The 17,740-nt window shown below is 41.9% G+C and carries 20 protein-coding genes; 8 read left to right on the top strand and 12 right to left on the bottom strand.

The genetic code is table 11. The features are described 5' to 3' along the window. Nucleotides 1–19 precede the first annotated feature (19 nt). Nucleotides 20–1,345, top strand: a complete 1,326-nt coding sequence (gene pmbA, locus Q8W26_RS06060) for a metalloprotease PmbA (protein ID WP_370694266.1) — start codon at nt 20–22, stop codon at nt 1,343–1,345. Nucleotides 1,346–1,410: 65 nt separating this feature from the next. Here pmbA and mgtE read toward each other — a convergent pair whose 3' ends face one another. The 10 genes from mgtE to Q8W26_RS06010 form a co-directional block, all read right to left on the bottom strand. Beyond that, nucleotides 1,411–2,775, bottom strand: coding sequence for a magnesium transporter (gene mgtE, locus Q8W26_RS06055; RefSeq protein WP_101214302.1), 1,365 nt, complete (start codon nt 2,773–2,775; stop codon nt 1,411–1,413). An 83-nt stretch (nt 2,776–2,858) separates the two neighbouring features. Beyond that, nucleotides 2,859–3,716 carry an RNase adapter RapZ gene (gene rapZ / locus Q8W26_RS06050; RefSeq protein ID WP_101214446.1) on the bottom strand — a complete coding sequence of 286 codons (858 nt, stop codon included), beginning with the start codon at nt 3,714–3,716 and terminating at the stop codon, nt 2,859–2,861. 138 nt (nt 3,717–3,854) lie between these two features. After that, entirely contained in the window at nt 3,855–4,142 is a 288-nt protein-coding gene (gene hpf, locus Q8W26_RS06045) for a ribosome hibernation promoting factor (protein WP_101214301.1), read from the bottom strand. Nucleotides 4,143–4,167: 25 nt separating this feature from the next. After that, a complete protein-coding gene (locus Q8W26_RS06040) occupies nt 4,168–5,685 on the bottom strand; it encodes an RNA polymerase factor sigma-54 (RefSeq protein WP_101214300.1) in 1,518 nt (505 codons plus the stop codon). A 67-nt stretch (nt 5,686–5,752) separates the two neighbouring features. Then, on the bottom strand, nt 5,753–6,478 hold the full coding sequence (gene lptB / locus Q8W26_RS06035; RefSeq protein WP_101214299.1) for an LPS export ABC transporter ATP-binding protein: 726 nt from the start codon (nt 6,476–6,478) through the stop codon (nt 5,753–5,755). 3 nt (nt 6,479–6,481) lie between these two features. Further along, nucleotides 6,482–6,985, bottom strand: coding sequence for a lipopolysaccharide transport periplasmic protein LptA (gene lptA / locus Q8W26_RS06030; protein WP_305472719.1), 504 nt, complete (start codon nt 6,983–6,985; stop codon nt 6,482–6,484). Beyond that, nucleotides 6,966–7,526: an LPS export ABC transporter periplasmic protein LptC gene (gene lptC / locus Q8W26_RS06025; RefSeq protein WP_101214297.1), complete on the bottom strand. Its 561-nt coding sequence runs from the start codon at nt 7,524–7,526 to the stop codon at nt 6,966–6,968. Before lptC ends, lptA begins: the two co-directional genes overlap by 20 nt. Continuing rightward, a complete protein-coding gene (gene kdsC / locus Q8W26_RS06020; protein ID WP_101214296.1) occupies nt 7,523–8,077 on the bottom strand; it encodes a 3-deoxy-manno-octulosonate-8-phosphatase KdsC in 555 nt (184 codons plus the stop codon). Before kdsC ends, lptC begins: the two co-directional genes overlap by 4 nt. Further along, nucleotides 8,078–9,049 carry a KpsF/GutQ family sugar-phosphate isomerase gene (locus tag Q8W26_RS06015; protein WP_101214295.1) on the bottom strand — a complete coding sequence of 324 codons (972 nt, stop codon included), beginning with the start codon at nt 9,047–9,049 and terminating at the stop codon, nt 8,078–8,080. It lies immediately after the preceding gene. A 21-nt stretch (nt 9,050–9,070) separates the two neighbouring features. Continuing rightward, a complete protein-coding gene (locus tag Q8W26_RS06010; protein ID WP_101214294.1) occupies nt 9,071–10,030 on the bottom strand; it encodes a calcium/sodium antiporter in 960 nt (319 codons plus the stop codon). A 378-nt stretch (nt 10,031–10,408) separates the two neighbouring features. Between Q8W26_RS06010 and mlaF the strand changes: the two genes are divergently transcribed. The 7 genes from mlaF (at nt 10,409) to murA (ending at nt 15,078) form a co-directional block, all read left to right on the top strand. Next, nucleotides 10,409–11,218 (top strand): phospholipid ABC transporter ATP-binding protein MlaF, encoded by an 810-nt coding sequence (mlaF, locus tag Q8W26_RS06005; RefSeq protein ID WP_101214293.1) that lies wholly within the window; start codon nt 10,409–10,411, stop codon nt 11,216–11,218. Then, nucleotides 11,208–11,987, top strand: coding sequence for a lipid asymmetry maintenance ABC transporter permease subunit MlaE (gene mlaE, locus Q8W26_RS06000; protein ID WP_101214292.1), 780 nt, complete (start codon nt 11,208–11,210; stop codon nt 11,985–11,987). The genes mlaF and mlaE overlap by 11 nt, the downstream gene beginning before the upstream one ends. Before the next feature lie 96 nt (nt 11,988–12,083). Then, entirely contained in the window at nt 12,084–12,548 is a 465-nt protein-coding gene (gene mlaD, locus Q8W26_RS05995) for an outer membrane lipid asymmetry maintenance protein MlaD (RefSeq protein ID WP_101214291.1), read from the top strand. 17 nt (nt 12,549–12,565) lie between these two features. After that, nucleotides 12,566–13,225 carry a phospholipid-binding protein MlaC gene (locus Q8W26_RS05990; protein WP_101214290.1) on the top strand — a complete coding sequence of 220 codons (660 nt, stop codon included), beginning with the start codon at nt 12,566–12,568 and terminating at the stop codon, nt 13,223–13,225. Continuing rightward, complete coding sequence (locus Q8W26_RS05985) at nt 13,225–13,512, top strand: lipid asymmetry maintenance protein MlaB (RefSeq protein ID WP_101214289.1); 288 nt, start codon at nt 13,225–13,227, stop codon at nt 13,510–13,512. The genes Q8W26_RS05990 and Q8W26_RS05985 overlap by 1 nt, the downstream gene beginning before the upstream one ends. A gap of 39 nt (nt 13,513–13,551) precedes the next feature. Beyond that, entirely contained in the window at nt 13,552–13,809 is a 258-nt protein-coding gene (locus Q8W26_RS05980) for a BolA family protein (RefSeq protein ID WP_101214288.1), read from the top strand. A 9-nt stretch (nt 13,810–13,818) separates the two neighbouring features. Next, nucleotides 13,819–15,078: a UDP-N-acetylglucosamine 1-carboxyvinyltransferase gene (gene murA, locus Q8W26_RS05975; protein WP_101214287.1), complete on the top strand. Its 1,260-nt coding sequence runs from the start codon at nt 13,819–13,821 to the stop codon at nt 15,076–15,078. Between the two features lie 40 nt (nt 15,079–15,118). Here murA and Q8W26_RS05970 read toward each other — a convergent pair whose 3' ends face one another. Both Q8W26_RS05970 and Q8W26_RS05965 read right to left on the bottom strand, forming a co-directional pair. Beyond that, nucleotides 15,119–16,207: a trypsin-like peptidase domain-containing protein gene (locus Q8W26_RS05970; protein ID WP_101214286.1), complete on the bottom strand. Its 1,089-nt coding sequence runs from the start codon at nt 16,205–16,207 to the stop codon at nt 15,119–15,121. A gap of 137 nt (nt 16,208–16,344) precedes the next feature. Next, nucleotides 16,345–17,703 (bottom strand): Do family serine endopeptidase, encoded by a 1,359-nt coding sequence (locus Q8W26_RS05965; RefSeq protein ID WP_101214445.1) that lies wholly within the window; start codon nt 17,701–17,703, stop codon nt 16,345–16,347. Between the last annotated feature and the right edge of the window lie 37 nt (nt 17,704–17,740).

Here is a 17,740-nt window from a genome sequence, read left to right as displayed (position 1 = left end):
TGTGGCTGTAGATAACGATATTTTTGATGAATTGGCTCGGGTGAAAGAGTCCGTAGCAAAAGCATTAGACTCGGCGAAACGTCATGGCGCTTCGAGTGCTGAAGTATCAATGAGCAAGCAAACAGGGTTATGTGTTTCTACACGTTTGCGTGAAGTTGAGACGGTTGAGTTTAACCATGATGGTGCACTGGGGATCAGTGTATATTGTGGCAATCGTAAGGGCAGTAGCTCGACATCGGATTTAAGTGAATCGGCAATCGAAAGTGCTGTGAAAGCTGCTATTAGTATTGCTAAACACACTTCAGAAGATCCTTATAATGGTTTGGCTGATGCCGATTTGATGGTCACTAACCCTCCAGATCTTGATTTATATCACCCTGGTAGCTTAGACCCGCAGTTTGCGATTGAGCAAGCCCTCGCTGCTGAGGATGCCGCGTTAAGCTACAGTGAAGAAATTACCAACTCTGATGGTGCGTCATATAACTCTCATCAAGGCCTTCGTGTTTACGGAAATAGTCACGGCTTATTAGAAGGCTACCCGAGCACGCGTCACAGCTTATCTTGTGTCACCATTGGCGAGCGTAATGGCGAGATGGAGCGAGACTATGATTATGCGGTTTCGCGTTATCCTAATAAATTAGGCTCTCCTAAATTAATTGGTGAGAAAGCGGCTCAACATACTATCGATCGCTTAGGGGCGAGAAAATTAGAGACAATGACTGTTCCTGTTGTCATTGATGCTTCATTATCAGCGGGTTTTATTGGTCACCTTGTTTCTGCTATTGGCGGTGGTAGCTTATACCGTAAAGCGAGCTTCTTGCTTGATCGTAAAGGCGAACAAATTTTCCCTTCATGGTTAAGTATTGAAGAAAAACCTCATTTAAAAGGTTACTTAGCTTCAACGCCTTTTGATCATGAAGGTTTAGCGACAAAGGATTTAACCGTCATTGATAACGGTGTGTTAGCGAGCTACTTAATTACCAGCTATGCTGGCCGTAAGTTGAATATGCAACCTACAGGGCACGCTGGTGGTACACACACATGGTTAGTAAATAACACTGTTGCTGAGCAAAGTGAATTATTAAAGCAGATGGGAACAGGCTTGTTGGTAACGGACTTAATGGGCTCATCGGTGAATATTATTACAGGTGATTATTCACGTGGTGCTGCTGGCTTTTGGGTGGAAAATGGCGTTATTCAATACCCTGTCCATGAAATCACCATTGCAGGCAACCTCAATGATATGTATAAAAATATCGTTGCAATATCTGGCGATGTTGATGAACGAAAGAGTACCTTATGTGGCTCAATCCTACTGGAAGAAATGAAGGTGGCTGGTAACTAAACCACCTTGAACCAGTGCGTTATATAGCCCGAGTTATCAATTGATAACTCGGGCTTTTTTGTTAACTACGGCGTATAAACTAAAGTCGCTGTACCGAGGAAGGCAAAAATACCCACGACGTCAGTAATCGTGGTTAACACGACCCCTCCAGCCAGCGCTGGGTCGATTTTAAGGCGCCTCATAACAAGTGGTATTAATACACCGGAAAGGCCAGCAGCAGTCATATTAGCTAACATTGCAAAGGCAATGACGAGGCCAAGTTTGATGTCTCCTTGCCATAATGCAACGACAACGGAGAGTATGAGTGCCCAAATAAGCCCATTGAGAGCACCGATCGCGAGCTCTTTGCCAATGAGCCATCGTTTATTACGATCACCAATGTGACCAAGTGCCATACCGCGAATAATTAAGGTCAATGTTTGATTTCCAGCGATACCACCCATACTTGGTACCAAGGTGTTCAATATAGCCAGAATTGCCATTTGCGCAAGAATAGGCTCAAACATATTACTAACAGCAACAGCAGCGAGTGCTGTTAGTAAGTTAATACCAAGCCACACTGAACGTTTTTGAGTACTTTTAATAACAGGAGCGAAGGTATCTTCTTCATCATCTAAACCCGCCATACTCATCATGGAATGCTCTGCGTCTTCACGAATGATGTCAACAACATCATCAATGGTGATCCGGCCCAGAAGTTTTCCTTCACCATCAATAACTGGTGCCGAAACCCAGTCATGTCGCTCAAATTGCTGTGCGACTTCAGTATCTTCCATTGTTGCAGGGATGGCTTCTAGGGTGCGATCCATGATTTGGGACACTGTCATTATCGGGTTAGATGTAATTAAGGTTGATAGCGTAACACCACCTAACAATGTATCTTCTTTATCAACAACGTAGAGCATGTCGGTCGCTTCAGGCAACTCACCTTTAAGACGAAGGTAACGTAAAACTACATCAAGATTTACATCAGGGCGCAAGGTGACTGTATCTGTGTTCATGATACTGCCGGCAGTATCTTCTTCGTAGGCCATTGCCGCCTCAACTCGGTGGCGGTCTTGCGCATCCATCGCTTCAAGTACTTGCTGGTAGATGCTATCAGGTAAAGTACGTAAAACTTCGGTTAAGTCATCGGTGTCCATAGTCTCGGCAGCTGCCGCAAGCTGGTGAGCTTGCATCTGCCGAACAATGCTTTTTTGTACATCCTCTGAAAGCTCTTCTAGGATGTCACCCTGATCATCATGGTCAACAAGTTGCCATAACACCTGACGAGTTTTATAAGGACTAGATTCAAGTAAAAGCGCAACGTCACAAGCGGGTAGATCCATCAATATTTGTCGCACATGAACAAACATACCACTGCTGAGGGCTTTTTCTACCTCATCGAAGCGTTGGTTTGAGAATTCTTGTTTAACAACTGTCTCTGGCATTGGCTTTCGCTTTTATTTCATATTGATTAAGGATAAATTGATTTTTATAAAATTAACGTTAACTCAGTTTTAATCGATTTTTGTTATGTCTTGGCTTTACGAAACATCTCACGGTGGTGAATCTGGATATTGTGCTTTTTGTGAGAAAAGTTTTTAGCTAATTGTTGCGCAATATAAACACTGCGATGTTGCCCGCCAGTACAGCCAATCGCTATTGTGAGGTAACTGCGATTATTTTTTTCTAAGTGAGGCAGCCAAGTATCAATAAAAGTAGTGAGTTGTTCTTCAAGTTGATTCACTAGAGGCTCCGCAGCTAAATACTGTTGTACTGGCGCATCAAGCCCTGTGAGTGGACGCAACTCTGGTTCCCAATGGGGGTTAGGTAAAAAGCGAACATCGAATACAAAATCGACATCTCGTGGCAGACCATATTTAAAACCAAATGATTCAAATACTAATACCAGCTCGCTATCGGTATTGCCAAGAATACGCTCTTTAATCAAGTCACTTAATTGATATATTGTTAACTCACCAGTATCAATCTTTAAGTCGGCTACTTCTGCAAGTTGACGTAATAATGATTTTTCTTCTTTAACCGCTTCAGATAGCGTCATGCACTGTTTGGTTAGCGGGTGCAGGCGTCTGGTCTCACTGTATCGTTTGATTAACGTGGTGCTGGGTGCATCAAGGAAAACTATCTCTAAATCACAGCTTGCTGATAATTGCTCGATTAATTGGCTCAGCTCTGATTGCGTACTAGGAATGTTTCGTACATCAAGACTCACCGCAACAGGTTGCTCCATCTCCTTCATGCTATCGATAAACGAATGCAGCAAGTTCATTGGTAAGTTATCAACGCAGTAATAGCCTAAATCTTCTAATACACGTAAAGCGACACTCTTTCCCGAGCCTGACGTTCCGCTAATGATAGTTAATTTCAATCGAGCATCCATGATGGTTATCTTGTTAATGTTCTTATTTTAGGGGGTTTGTATTTATTTGCAATGAGATAGCAAAGACTTAGCAACAAAAAAGCCTAGCAATGCTAGGCTTTAGAGTGACACTTTAGACTAAAGAATCTAGTGTCGTTGTAATTTTTCTTTGTGTTTGATCACTTGTCGATCAAGTTTATTGATCATTGAGTCGATCGCGGCATACATGTCTTCGTGAGTGGAGGTAGCAAATACTTCCCCGCCGTTTAGGTGAAGTGTTGCTTCTGCAATTTGTTGGAGTTTTTCTACGTTTAAAACAACATGTACGTTATTAATATGTTCGAAGTGGCGCTCTAATTTACTAAATTTTGTGTGCACATAGTCGTGAAGTGATTCTGTAATAGCTACGTGGTGTCCAGTTAAATTAATTTGCATAAAATGCATCCTCCATTTGGTGAGCTTAAATTAAGCTCTTTCTTTGATTGGAAGGTGGGATTGATAACGCATCACGATATTTTGCAATGGTTCTTCTTGCTACTTTAATCCCTTGTTCCGCTAACAAATCTACAATTTTACTATCGCTTAATGGTTTCTTTGGGCTCTCAGCCGCCACTAGTTTTTTGATAATGGCACGAATCGCAGTTGATGAACATTCACCGCCATTCTCAGTGCTAACGTGGCTTGAAAAAAAGTATTTTAATTCAAAAATACCACGTGGCGTATGCATATACTTTTGTGTGGTTACACGAGAGATAGTTGATTCGTGCATTTCCACTGCTTCAGCGACATCATTTAAAACCAATGGTTTCATCGCTTCTTCGCCGTATTCAAAAAAACCTCTCTGTTGCATTACAATACAATTTGCTACCTTTAGCAAGGTGTCATTTCGGCTTTCTAAACTTTTAATAAACCACTTGGCCTCTTGTAAGTGACCTCGAATAAACTGGGTATCTCCACTGCTCTTACTGGTTTTACTCAGCGCCGCATACTCAGCATTGACCTGAATTTTTGGCATGCAATCTGGGTTTAACTCAACAATCCAGCGTCCTTTTACCTTTTTAACCGATACATCTGGAATAACATATTCATCTTTTTCTTTGATGATAGTACTACCAGGGTGCGGGTTTAGAGTTTGAATCAATCGGATAGCTTCAGCGAGTTGTGCTTCTTTTAATTTGGTTTTTTTAGCAAGCGTGCGGTAATCCCGAGTTGCTAATAACTCCATATAACCTTCAACTAAAAGAATGGCTTCATCTCGCCATGGCGTATCTTCTGCAAGGCGCTTTAATTGAATGGCTAAGCATTCACTTGGGCTGCGTGCTGCTACGCCAATTGGATCAAAGTGTTGGATACGTTTTAATACTGCTTCAACTTCATCTAATTCAATTTCAGGATCGGCCATAGCTGTCAGAATATCTTCACAGTCTTGTGATAGGTATCCAGACTCTTCAACAGCATCAATAATGGCCGTTGCAATTGCTCGATCATTATCGCTAAAAGGCGTTAAATTAGCTTGCCACAACAGGTGATCTTGTAAATTCTCAGTGGTTTCCCCTTGATAAACGAAATCACTTTCAGGTCCTGCTGTCGATGACGCTACCGGTGCCGCTGGGCCAGCAGAGATGTAGTCATCCCAAGTTGTGTCTGTTGGCAGATCGTCGCTGATACTTTGCTTGTCCAGAGCTTCAGAAGTATCAATGGTACTAGAGTCATTGCTGTCAAAGTCATTACTGTCGTTATTGGCTTCTAGCGTACTTGATGAGTCATATTCATGCCCTGCGCCATTATCGTCAGCTTTTGTGTTGGCTTCATTTCCCTCGAAGTTCTCTTCGACCTCGAGTAAAGGATTGCTATCCAACGCTTCTTGGATCTCATTTTGAAGATCGAGAGTTGAAAGTTGCAGCAGCCTAATCGCTTGTTGCAACTGTGGGGTCATTGTAAGCGATTGGCCTAATTTTAACTGTAATGAAGCTTTCATTTAAATCCGTTATCTTGAATGTGCTAAAAGGAAGAGAGCACAAAATTATTTTTATCGTATAGTCTAACTATAGTCTGAATTGCTCTCCGAGATAAACATCTCTGACCGTTTGATTTGATAATATGTCATCTGGTTGGCCTTGTGCAATCATTTCACCATGACTAACAATATAAGCAAATTCACAAACATCTAACGTTTCTCGTACGTTATGGTCAGTGATCAGCACTCCTAAGCCACGTTGCTTTAATTGTTCAATGATTTGTTTTATATCAATCACTGAGATAGGGTCAACGCCAGCAAAGGGTTCATCTAATAAAATGAATTCAGGGTCAGCAGCAAGCGCTCGAGCGATCTCTACACGACGTCTTTCTCCACCAGAGAGGGCCATTCCTAAACTGTTTCTAATGTGCTGGATATGGAATTCTTCTAACAAACTCTCTAGCTTCTCAACTCGTTGAGCTTTATTAAGATCTTTACGAGTTTGTAGGATCGCCATGATGTTATCGTAAACGGATAGCTTTCTGAAAATTGATGACTCTTGTGGCAAATAGCCAATGCCTTGTCGTGCACGCTGGTGCATTGGCATTAATGTAATGTCGTTACCGCCAATAGTCACCTGGCCACTATCGCTTGGCACTAGACCAACTACCATATAGAAAGTTGTTGTTTTACCGGCACCGTTTGGGCCTAATAATCCGACGATTTGCCCTTTAGCGACTTCTAATGACACGTCCTTAACGACTTGGCGTCCAGAGTAGTTCTTTGCTAAATGCTGTGCTCTCAATGTACTCATGGTTTAATTTTTACTTTCATTTGGCTGGAGGATTGTGGTTACTTGGTCTTTTTTGTTTGCATTGCGATCAGCGTTTAAAAGCTGTCTGACCATATCGTAACTAATCGTATCGCCTTTAACGACATTTTTGCCCCAAGTTAATTGAGCGCTACGGTTGAGTTTAATGATATTAGTACCGCGCTCAAATCGGATCTCTTTGGCTTGGGCAGAAATATTATTCCCATCGCCGACTCGTTGTGAGAAGCGTGCTGGCCTACCAATTAATACCATAAGCTCAACACCATGCTCTCCATGATTGTATACTTCTAAGCGATCGGCAGTAATTTCAATTGACCCTTGCTTAATGGTGACATTACCTTTGTACACCGCAATATTTTTTGCTAAATCAATATACTGGTTATCGGCGTTGATTGATGCTTGTTGTTTAAAGTCATCAGATAATGCCGTGGCGGTGTTACTAGTCAGTAGTGCTAATAGAAAAAAAGCACTAGCTTTGAGTGTTTTCATAGATTGCCTGTATATTTTTAATAATTTCAAATTGTTGTTCATTAAAGCTGGCACGTAAGCCTAAGCCTTCAATTTTGTATTTATGACCGATTATCTCTATCGCACTGTCACTCTCAATTAACATATTGTTCAAGTTGAGATTCAGCCGTGCTGCTTTGATTTGCTGAACTTTTTCTTCGGGATTAATCGCGCTAATAATAACATCTTTTTCTAACACAACGCGGTCCTGCTGGTTAAATGTGCCTCGAGAGGCATTTATTTTCCAACGCGCGCCACCGTTTTTGGGGTAAATTATGTAGCTGGGGTTAATTAAGACGGTTACATCCTGCTCATAATGCTTCATTTCATCAGCATGTACTAACGATGATAAGTAACCTTGCCCATTAAATTGACGTAATGTCATATCTGTTGCTGTAAAGTCAGGTAAGTATTGACTAGCGACTTCAGCTTGCTTGGGCTTGGTGACCGACCAGAATGGATTCCAAAAGAATAAAATACATGAAATAAAGAATAGGCCAATTAATATCGTGGCTCGATTCATACACTCATCCCTTTAGCTTGAGCTAAGATCCCTTGACTGGCTAAAATTAAATCACTCACTTCACGCACAGCGCCAAAGCCCCCTTTAGTGAAAGTGACATAGTCACAATTTTGCAATAACGCTGGGTGAGCATCGTTTACCGCAACGCCCAATCCACAATCGTCCATCACAGGCTTATCAACCATATCATCACCTATATAAGCCACTTGATTTGGAGCGAGCGAAAATTGCTTTAACAACGCTTGGTAAGCAACATATTTATCTGCTTGTCCTTGATAAATATGCTTAACACCTAAGCTCGTCATTCTATTCTCAACGATGGTTGATTTACGTCCGGTGATAATAGCGACATCAATACCAGCGTTTATCAGAGACTTGACTCCAAAACCATCTTTGGTGTGAAAAGCTTTAAGCTCTTCACCGTCATTACCAAGGTAAATTCTACCATCAGAGAAGACGCCATCTACATCACAAATCAATAGTTTAATTTCGGCAGCCTGAATCCAAGCTGACTCAGCTATTTCACCATAGAGAGTAGGTACTGTTTTCATTTAAACGACTCCAGCTTTTAGCATGTCTAACATATTTAGCGCACCGATAGGCTTACCATCTTCAAGGATAAATAGGCCATTAATATTACGCTCTTCCATCAATTTTAGTGCACTTGCTGCAAGCAAGTTACCATCTAGTGTGACGGGGTCATTGGTCATCACTTGGCTTATCGGCGTATGGTGGAAATCTAATTTATGATCTAGCGTACGGCGCAAGTCACCATCGGTAAATAGTCCGATCAATTCCCCATCATCATTTACAACGCCAGTCATGCCCAAGCCTTTATTAGATACTTCTAGCAGCGCATGACTTATTGTTGTGTCTGGTGTGACCAACGGTAGCTGCTTGCCTGTATGGGCAACATCTAAAACGCGTAAGAGTAATTTCCGTCCTAATGCGCCACCTGGGTGAGATAATGCGAAGTCGTCAGCAGTAAAGCCTTTTGCTTGTAAGAGCGCAACCGCTAATGCATCGCCCATTGCTAAGGTGGCTGTCGTACTCGATGTTGGCGCTAACCCTAAAGGGCAGGCTTCTTTTGACACTGCAATACACAAGTGCACTTGAGATAGCTTTGCCATTGAAGAGGTTGGATTTCCAGTCATTGAAATCACAGGAACGCCAATACGTTCCATAACAGGGTAGAGAGTTAAAATTTCACTGGACGCCCCTGAGTTTGAGATCGACAAGACAACATCGTCGGCGGTGATCATACCTAGATCGCCATGACTCGCTTCACCTGGGTGGACAAAAAAGGCCGGTGTACCAGTACTGGCTAATGTTGCCGCAATTTTTCGCGCAATATGCCCTGACTTACCCATGCCCATAACAACAACCTTGCCAGTGCAGTTAATAATTAATTGGCATGCATTCGCAAAATCATCATTAATATATTGCGTTAATTCTTGTAATGCTTCGATTTCAGTTTTAACAACTTGCTGGCCCCAAAGGCAAAAATCTTGATTTACAGGCATAACTGATGTCCTTTATGACAATTAGCTAAATAATAAAAATTGGTAGCCGACGAAGATGGCACATAGAAGAGCCCCTTCGATACGAGTAATATTGCGTTTGCCCAAAATCTGCCAACACATTGCGAATAAAAGAACAGTTAAGCCAAGCATAATATACATATCGCGACCGGCCGCGTCAGCATCAAAGGTACCAGGAGCGATTAATGCTGGTACAGCTAGTACTGCTAAAATGTTGAAAATGTTTGAACCTACGATATTACCTAATGCTAAATCGTGTTCATTGTTTTTGATACTAGCAATACAAGCGGCAAGTTCTGGCAAACTGGTGCCAATAGCAATAATCGTTAAGCCAATCACTAGATCTGATAGCCCAAAGTAACGAGCAATATCACTAGCACCATCAACTACGAAGTGTGAAGAAATTGGCAAAAGCACCATACCGAATACTATCCAGAATACAGCTAGTTTTGATGGGACTCCTTCAGGTACTTCGTCCTGAGCCTCTTCAATTAATGGGTCGTCAGACTTTTTATCGCGTAAAGTTAACCAGCATAAGCCACCAATAGTAATAAAAAATAGTGAAATAAGGACTAACCCTTCAGTGAAGGTTAAGACTTGGTCATACAAGATGTATCCCGCAATACCTGAGACAAGTAATAAAATGGGTAGTTCACGGTTCAGTAACTGAGAGTGTACTAATAATGGTTTCAGTAGGACAGTGACACCGAGTACAAGGGCGATATTGGTAATATTGGAACCTAACGCGTTACCAATTGCGGTATTACCTGTGCCATCAAGTGACGCCGTTATTGCAACCATTATCTCTGGGGCCGATGAACCCATAGCAACAATTGTCAGACCAATAATTAATGGGGGTAAGCCGAAGTTACGGGCAATAGCTGCGGAGCCAAAAACGAATTTATCTGCGCTCCAGATTAATCCTACAAGGCCTGCGATTAGAGTGGCAATACTTAATATCATCAGTAAAAAACTATGGTTTGTTGTAATGAGTAGATTGTCGCTATTTCATTGGCAAAAATAAAGCATAAATGTTGCTATTGTTGTGTTAACGACAATATAAATTACTTTAGTTGCAACTTTTGTCGAGAATGTCGGGTCAATTAGTGCAGCTGTATTAAAAATCATAAGTGTTTTATTGAAACGCAGGAACGACGATGATTAAGAGAGTCATTACAAAAAGTTACATTAATAGTGCTTACTTGAGTATTAAATAAGCTTGAAACAATAAAATAAAGGTGAATAATCATTAATTTGATTGTGTCGCGCAATCTAGATCGATTAGAATTTAGCACAATAACTATCATGCCGATTGTGAAAAGCAAGGGAATAGGTTAACCATTGAACTCTTCTGATAATATTATTGAAATATCGAACTTGAACTTTAGCCGTGAAGAGCGAGTGATTTACGATAATATCAATTTAAAAGTCCCACGAGGCAAAGTAACTGCCATTATGGGGCCAAGTGGCATCGGTAAAACAACATTGCTACGTTTAATCGGTGGTCAGCTAAAACCGTCTCAAGGTCAAATTAAGTTTGACGGTGAAGATCTCGTCCAATCCTCTCGTAAAGAGTTATATCAAATTCGCCGAAAAATGGGGATGTTATTTCAATCAGGTGCGTTATTCACCGAAATGAATGTATTTGATAATGTCGCATTTCCGATTAGAGAGCATACTCAGCTACCTGAATCGTTAATTAGAAAAGTCGTATTAATGAAACTAGAAGCTGTTGGCTTACGCGGTGCTGCCCAATTATTTCCTTCTGAGCTTTCCGGCGGTATGGCTCGGCGAGCTGCCTTAGCACGTTCAATTGCATTGGACCCTGAGCTGATCATGTATGACGAACCATTTGCGGGGCAAGATCCCATTTCAATGGGCGTTATTGTTCGTTTAATTCGAGAGTTAAATGATGCCTTAGGGCTTTCTTCTATTGTTGTTTCTCACGATGTTGAAGAGGTGCTCAGCATCGCTGATTATGTTTATATCGTTGCAAATAAGACAGTGATAGCCCACGGTACACCAGAGCAATTACGACAAGAAAAATCAGAGCAAATCGTCCAGTTTATGCAAGGGCGTCCTGATGGTCCGGTACCATTTCATTTCCCAAGTGAAGATTATCAAAAGGAACTATTTAATCATGCTGATTAAGTCGGTGGCCAATTTAGGCCGTAGCGGATTGTCATATATTGCTGGTGCGGGGCGTGCTGGTTCTTTATTGTTTGGCGCATTAAAACCTGCTGGGCGAGGTTTAAAATTATTGCCTCTGTTAATTAAGCAGCTTTACATTGTCGGTGTGCAATCGTTAATTATTATTGTGGTATCAGGCCTATTTATTGGTATGGTGCTGTCATTGCAAGGCTATACCATCCTAGTGGGTTATGGTGCTGAACAAAGTTTAGGTCAAATGGTTGCCTTGTCATTACTACGTGAACTTGGCCCCGTCGTATCTGCGTTGCTGTTCGCTGGACGAGCAGGCTCAGCTTTAACGGCTGAAATTGGCTTGATGAAGGCAACGGAGCAATTAAGTTCATTAGAGATGATGGCCATCGACCCATTACATCAAATTGTCGCTCCACGGTTTTGGGCTGGCGTGATTAGTCTTCCTTTATTAGCGGCTATCTTCTCTGCTGTAGGTATTATGGGTGGTCACCTGGTAGGGGTTGATTGGTTGGGGGTTGATACCGGAGCGTTTTGGTCGGTGATGCAAGCCTCTGTTGAGTGGCAAGAAGACGTAGTGAACGGCGCAATCAAGAGTGTTATTTTTGCTATCGTAGTGACATGGATAGCATTACATAAAGGTTATGATGCTGTGCCAACATCTGAAGGTATTAGCAAAGCGACAACTTCGACGGTCGTTCAGTCGAGCCTAGCCATTTTAGGGCTAGATTTTGTATTAACTGCACTTATGTTTGGTTAATCTTATTTTCTTTATAACGTCAGATTTAATTCATTCGATATTAAGTTTTGATACATTAAATTAGTGAATTCATGTGAAAAGCATGAGGGTAAATAAATGAATAGTAAAAAAATAGAGTTATTAGTTGGTTCATTCTTATTAGCAGGGATTGCAGCTATTCTTATGCTTGGTTTGAAAGTGGCCGATAGTCAAATGGGTGGTAATAGCCAGAGCTATGAGTTAACCGCTAAATTTGATAATGTTGGTGGCTTGAAAGTACGCTCTGCAATTAAAGTCGGTGGTGTCGTTGTCGGCAGGGTATCTAGTATCAGCTTAGACAGTGATTTTAGTCCAAAAGTCACAATGGAGATTGACAGTAACTTTAATCAATTCCCTGACTCTAGCTCTGTGGCTATCTTAACTTCTGGCTTGCTAGGTGAGCAGTTTATTGGCTTAACTCCAGGCTTTGTTGATGAAGAAACCGAGATTCTAACTGACGGTGGCGTTATTGAAGACACCCGTTCAGCAATGGTTTTAGAAGACTTAATAGGTCAGTTTTTATATGGCAACAGTGACGATTAATAAAGGGGCTCCATATCATGTTTAGATTGTTTAGCGTTGTATCTCTAGTTTTAATGGCCGTGTTTAGTTCAGTCGCTGTGTCAGCTGAAACTAACCGTGAACCTATCAGTATGAAGGACCCTCAACAATTAATAGAGCAGGCCAGTGAACGAACTTTTGCTCGTTTTCGTCAGGACCGCCAATTAATCGAAAAAGATATTAATCACCTAAAAGTAATCGTTGAAGAAGAATTGATGCCTTATGTTAATCATTCTTACGCTGCAGCGAAAGTGTTAGGCCGTAACTATGCTAAGTTAAAAACGAAAGAGCAAAAGGCGGCTTTTTTTGAAGTATTCCGTCGTTACCTAATTGTTACTTATGCCAATGTGTTTACGTTATACGATGACCAGAAGGTGACCTATGCCCCAGCAAAAGATGTTGGCAGTAGCCGAACAGCACAGGTAAAGGTTACTATTATCGATGCTAATCGTCCGCCAATTAAAATTGACTTTAAATTAAGGAAAGGTAAAAAGTCAGGCAACTGGCGTGCATTTGACATGGTTGCTGAAGGGATCAGCATGGTGTCGAGTAAGCGAACAGAGTTTAATAGCATTATCCGTAAGCATGGTATTGATTATTTGATGACTAAACTTGATGAAAAAGCACAACAGTCCGTTGAAGCAAAGGTTAAGTCATAATGCTAATATGGAATACTCAAACACCAAATAGTGTTCAAATCCAAGGGGTACTTAATCAAGAGACTTTATTAACTTTATTACCTTTAAAAGAACAAATTAAAGGGCTAGAGGGTAAAGTCGATGTCGATGTATCAGCATTAGAACAGGTGGACAGTGCTGGGTTAGCACTTTTGCTTGAGTTAAAAGAGCAAGCACAACAAAAAAATATTGAATTATCTTATGTCGGGACGACTGAGGCATTAGAAAAATTAAAGTTACTTTATAATGTGGACCAGCTCATTAAATAGATGAGTTTCCACATAGATTCGACGATTAAAGAGGTTTTGATGGAAATCGAAGAGATTAAAGCATTATTAAATGATGCAATTACATTAGACGAATTACATGTTTCTGGTGAGAACGGTCACTATCAAATTATCGCAGTATCACCTATGTTTGGTGAAATGAGTCGAGTAAAACAACAGCAAGCAATCTATGCTCCATTAAATGAAGTTATCGCTTCAGGGGCAGTTCATGCAGTGTCTATTAAGGCGTTCACTCCAGAGAAATGGCAACGTGAGCAACTGCTCAATCCAATCGGTTAAGGCGTTTTTGTGCAAAAGTTAAAAATTACTGCAGTTGATAAATTGCAGGGAGATGTCACCATTTCTGGTGCAAAAAATGCGGCTTTACCTATATTGATGGCAACTATTTTAGCGAAAGGTGACACGGTAATTACTAATGTCCCTGAGCTAAATGATATTAATACCACTGCCAAGGTTTTAACTAGCTTGGGTGCTCAAGTTCAGTTTGAGAATAACCAGTTTAAAGTGAATGCTTGTACAATTAATGAGTTTTGTGCACCTTATGATTTGGTTAAAACCATGCGTGCGTCGATCCTTGTCTTAGGGCCGTTACTTGCCCGTTTTGGTCAAGCTGATGTGTCTTTACCTGGCGGTTGTGCGATTGGTGCCCGCCCGGTCAATCTACATATTCAAGGCTTAAAGCAAATGGGAGCCGAAATTTCTGTCGATGGCGGCTACATTAAGGCACGTGTTGATGGTCGCCTAAAAGGTGCGACTATCTTCATGGATATGGTGAGTGTTGGCGCAACTGAAAACCTCATGATGGCTGCGGCAATCGCTGAGGGTACGACTGTATTAGAAAATGCAGCTCGTGAGCCAGAGATTGTGGACTTAGCGAACTACCTTAACTCGATGGGAGCTAAAGTTGTTGGTGCTGGCTCTGATACGATTCGTATCGAAGGTGTTGAATCATTAAAGGCCAGTTCTTATCGTGTGATGCCTGACCGCATTGAAACAGGCACTTTCCTAGTTGCCGCTGCAATTACTCGAGGAAATATTCGCTGTTTATCTGCAGATGCATCAGCGTTAGAGCCTGTGATTGCAAAGCTTGAAGAAGCTGGCGCAACGATTGAGACCGGTGATGACTGGATATCGTTAGATATGAAGGGGCAGCAACCAAAAGCTGTTAATATTAAGACTGCACCACACCCTGCATTTCCAACGGATATGCAAGCACAGTTTTGTGTACTTAATGCTTTAGCTCAAGGCAGCGCGAATGTGATTGAAACGATCTTTGAGAATCGCTTTATGCACATCCCAGAGTTGCAACGTATGGGCGCTACTATTGACTTAGAAGGTAATACAGCTATTTGTCATGGGATTGAACGCTTAAATGGTGCACAAGTGATGGCGACGGATTTACGAGCTTCTGCAAGCTTAGTGATTGCTGGTCTAGTTGCTGATGGTGAAACGGTGGTTGACCGTATTTATCACATAGATCGCGGCTATGAGCATATTGAGTTAAAGCTTAATGCGCTTGGTGCAAATATCGAAAGGTTAAATAGCTAGACTAGTTCTGGTCGATATCATAACCCTGTTTTAGAGTGAGTTAACTAACCCTTAACTCACTCGTCACCATATCCAATACCATTCGCTTACCCTGTCTGATAATAGTGATGCTAATTTTATTACCCGGTTTGGTTCCTGCAATATGATTACGTAGCTCTTCGACTGACCCAAAACTTTTCTTATTCACTTCAATGATAACATCATCAATTTGTAAGCCTGCTTGCTTTGCTGCACCTTGTGGTGATACAGCTGAAACTAACACTGCACCGCTGTTTATATTTAATGACATCGTCGCCATACGGTTAAGAGCTTCACCATTAAAGCCCAGCGAACCACGTGATACATGCCCTTCAACGATTATTTCTTTCATGATGGTGTAGGCTAAATTAATTGGAATGGCAAAGCTAATACCATTAATGCCACCGTTATCGAGAGCATTAAAGCTTGCCGCATTAATACCGATTAAATCACCGCGCGAATTAATTAACGCTCCGCCAGAGTTACCGTCATTAATTGCGGCATCGGTTTGGATTAAGTCAAGAAAATTTGATGAGCTTAGGCCCGCTTTCCGCCCCGTTGCACTAACGATTCCTTGAGTGATAGTTTGCCCGAGGTTGTATGGGTTGCCTATAGCAAGGACTAAATCACCGACTTGAGTGCTTCGCTTAAGGTTCATGGGGATAACTGGGAGGTCAGGTAGAGTAATATGTAATACAGCTAAATCTGTTAGCGGGTCGGTGCCGACAACACTGGCAATTTGGAAGCGACCATCTTGCAAAGCAACATAGATGATGTCAGCCCCTTTAATGACGTGCAAGTTCGTCATAATAAAGCCACTTTTAGACATGATAACTCCGGAGCCAAGCCCTTTATCACGGCGTTCTATTTGGTTAAGTGGGTTGAGGTGTTGTGTCACCGAGTAAATATTAACAACAGCAGGTGCTGAGCGCTGGATAGCATTAGCAAACGAAACTTGTGCATTATGTGTTAAAAACCAATCTTTGATGCTCACAGAAAACTGAGGACGTAGACTTGGAATTAGCACGATAATCAGTCCACCAATGATCAGGCCTGAAATAATGGCTTTGATTGTTGCTTTAACGAATTTGAACACAAATAACTGACTCATTTCCTAAGTTGTCCTAAAGGGTAACGTAATTATTGAATTTTTCAAACTAGGATTGTGTTTCAGGGTGTTAATATCATGACGCCGAGAAACTCAAGGTGAGTTTCTCGGCGCAAATTTACCAAAGTCGTGCGGAAATGTTAATTAAGGATTAAATACAATACACTGTCTTCACGTTTAATACGTAGCGCTGACATTCCTTCATTCTCTTTTAGATAAGCACGTAGCTCCTTAAGTGATTTAACGCGTGTGCGGTCAACGCCGATGATTACATCACCATCTTCAAGGCCAACTTGCATCGCTGGGGAGCGTCGCTCGATATCGCTAACGGACACCCCTTTCACTTTGCCACTATTATCTTTTAGCTTAGCACCGGATAACGCCGGATGAATGACACGTGCCAAGACACTTTCACTACTTTTGTCTTTGAGCTTGACTTTAAACTTCTTGGTACGGCCATCACGGATAACTTCCAATTTAACGTTGGTTCCTGCGCCCATTGTTGCGATTTTAGCGCGTAAATCGGAGAACGTTTTTATAGCTCGCCCGTCAACCTTAACAATGATATCGCCAGCTTCAAGGCCCGCTGCTTCGGCTGCTGAATCTGGCATAACTTGATTGACAAAGGCACCATGCTTGGTATCTAGGCCAAACTTCTTGGCTAGCTCAGGTGTCAGCGGTAGACCTTGAATACCTAACACCCCACGGCGTACTTCACCAAACTCTAATATTTGGTTGACTAAGCTATCCGCCATATTGATTGGGATGGCAAACCCAATACCAACATTGCCCCCATTAGGCCCGATAATCGCCGTGTTAATGCCAATTAATTCACCCTTAAGGTTTACTAGAGCTCCTCCAGAGTTGCCACTGTTGATCGCCGCATCAGTTTGGATGAAGTTTTCATAATTATCGGTGTTTAAGCCTGTTCTGCCAAGTGCGGATACGATCCCTGATGTGACTGTCTGACCTAGGCCGAATGGGTTACCGATGGCAACGGTGAAATCACCAACACGTAACTCGTCTGAGTCAGCCTTTTTTACCTCGGTTAAGTTATCAGCTTCTACTTGCAGCAAGGCAACGTCAGATTCAGGATCTGAGCCAATCATCTTAGCGGTGAACTGGCGGCCATCGCTTAACGATATTTTTATCTCATCTGCGTTATTAACCACGTGGTGGTTAGTCAGGATATACCCTTCTTCAGCGTCGATGATAACGCCCGAGCCTAGCCCTTTAAACGGTTGCTCTCTTACCTGGTCACCACGGCCAATAAACGGGCGGAACATCTCTGGAACTTGGCGGCGCTGAAGGCGCTGAGTGTGAGTTCCTTCAACAGAGATTGATACAACGCCTGGGGCGACTTTCTCTAGCATTGGAGCTAAGCTAGGTAATTGTTGGCCACTAACGCTTTGCGGCCAAGCGGCCTGAGAAGTACTTGGGTAAAAGCCAATAGAAAGCGCGAAAAGTGAAGCTGAGATTAAAGATAATTTTTTTGTCATCATACAATGGTCTCCTGAAACTAATCTGAAAAATGAT

It is taken from the genome of Psychrobium sp. 1_MG-2023 (assembly GCF_030689115.1).
In the GTDB taxonomy this organism is placed as follows: Bacteria; Pseudomonadota; Gammaproteobacteria; order Enterobacterales; family Psychrobiaceae; genus Psychrobium.
The sequence above is the reverse complement of the archived record's forward strand: the minus strand, read 5'-3'. Positions and strand labels throughout refer to the sequence as shown.

What these genes read in the sequence shown, in the direction of transcription:
- mgtE (WP_101214302.1), bottom strand. Translation starts at nt 2,775, where the DNA reads ATGCCAGAGACAGTTGTTAAACAAGAATTCTCAAACCAACGCTTCGAT.
- hpf (WP_101214301.1), bottom strand. Translation starts at nt 4,142, where the DNA reads ATGCAAATTAATTTAACTGGACACCACGTAGCTATTACAGAATCACTT.
- Q8W26_RS06040 (WP_101214300.1), bottom strand. Translation starts at nt 5,685, where the DNA reads ATGAAAGCTTCATTACAGTTAAAATTAGGCCAATCGCTTACAATGACC.
- lptB (WP_101214299.1), bottom strand. Translation starts at nt 6,478, where the DNA reads ATGAGTACATTGAGAGCACAGCATTTAGCAAAGAACTACTCTGGACGC.
- lptA (WP_305472719.1), bottom strand. Translation starts at nt 6,985, where the DNA reads ATGAAAACACTCAAAGCTAGTGCTTTTTTTCTATTAGCACTACTGACT.
- lptC (WP_101214297.1), bottom strand. Translation starts at nt 7,526, where the DNA reads ATGAATCGAGCCACGATATTAATTGGCCTATTCTTTATTTCATGTATT.
- kdsC (WP_101214296.1), bottom strand. Translation starts at nt 8,077, where the DNA reads ATGAAAACAGTACCTACTCTCTATGGTGAAATAGCTGAGTCAGCTTGG.
- Q8W26_RS06015 (WP_101214295.1), bottom strand. Translation starts at nt 9,049, where the DNA reads ATGCCTGTAAATCAAGATTTTTGCCTTTGGGGCCAGCAAGTTGTTAAA.
- Q8W26_RS06010 (WP_101214294.1), bottom strand. Translation starts at nt 10,030, where the DNA reads ATGATATTAAGTATTGCCACTCTAATCGCAGGCCTTGTAGGATTAATC.
- mlaE (WP_101214292.1), top strand. Translation starts at nt 11,208, where the DNA reads ATGCTGATTAAGTCGGTGGCCAATTTAGGCCGTAGCGGATTGTCATAT.
- mlaD (WP_101214291.1), top strand. Translation starts at nt 12,084, where the DNA reads ATGAATAGTAAAAAAATAGAGTTATTAGTTGGTTCATTCTTATTAGCA.
- Q8W26_RS05990 (WP_101214290.1), top strand. Translation starts at nt 12,566, where the DNA reads ATGTTTAGATTGTTTAGCGTTGTATCTCTAGTTTTAATGGCCGTGTTT.
- Q8W26_RS05985 (WP_101214289.1), top strand. Translation starts at nt 13,225, where the DNA reads ATGCTAATATGGAATACTCAAACACCAAATAGTGTTCAAATCCAAGGG.
- Q8W26_RS05980 (WP_101214288.1), top strand. Translation starts at nt 13,552, where the DNA reads ATGGAAATCGAAGAGATTAAAGCATTATTAAATGATGCAATTACATTA.
- Q8W26_RS05970 (WP_101214286.1), bottom strand. Translation starts at nt 16,207, where the DNA reads ATGAGTCAGTTATTTGTGTTCAAATTCGTTAAAGCAACAATCAAAGCC.
- Q8W26_RS05965 (WP_101214445.1), bottom strand. Translation starts at nt 17,703, where the DNA reads ATGACAAAAAAATTATCTTTAATCTCAGCTTCACTTTTCGCGCTTTCT.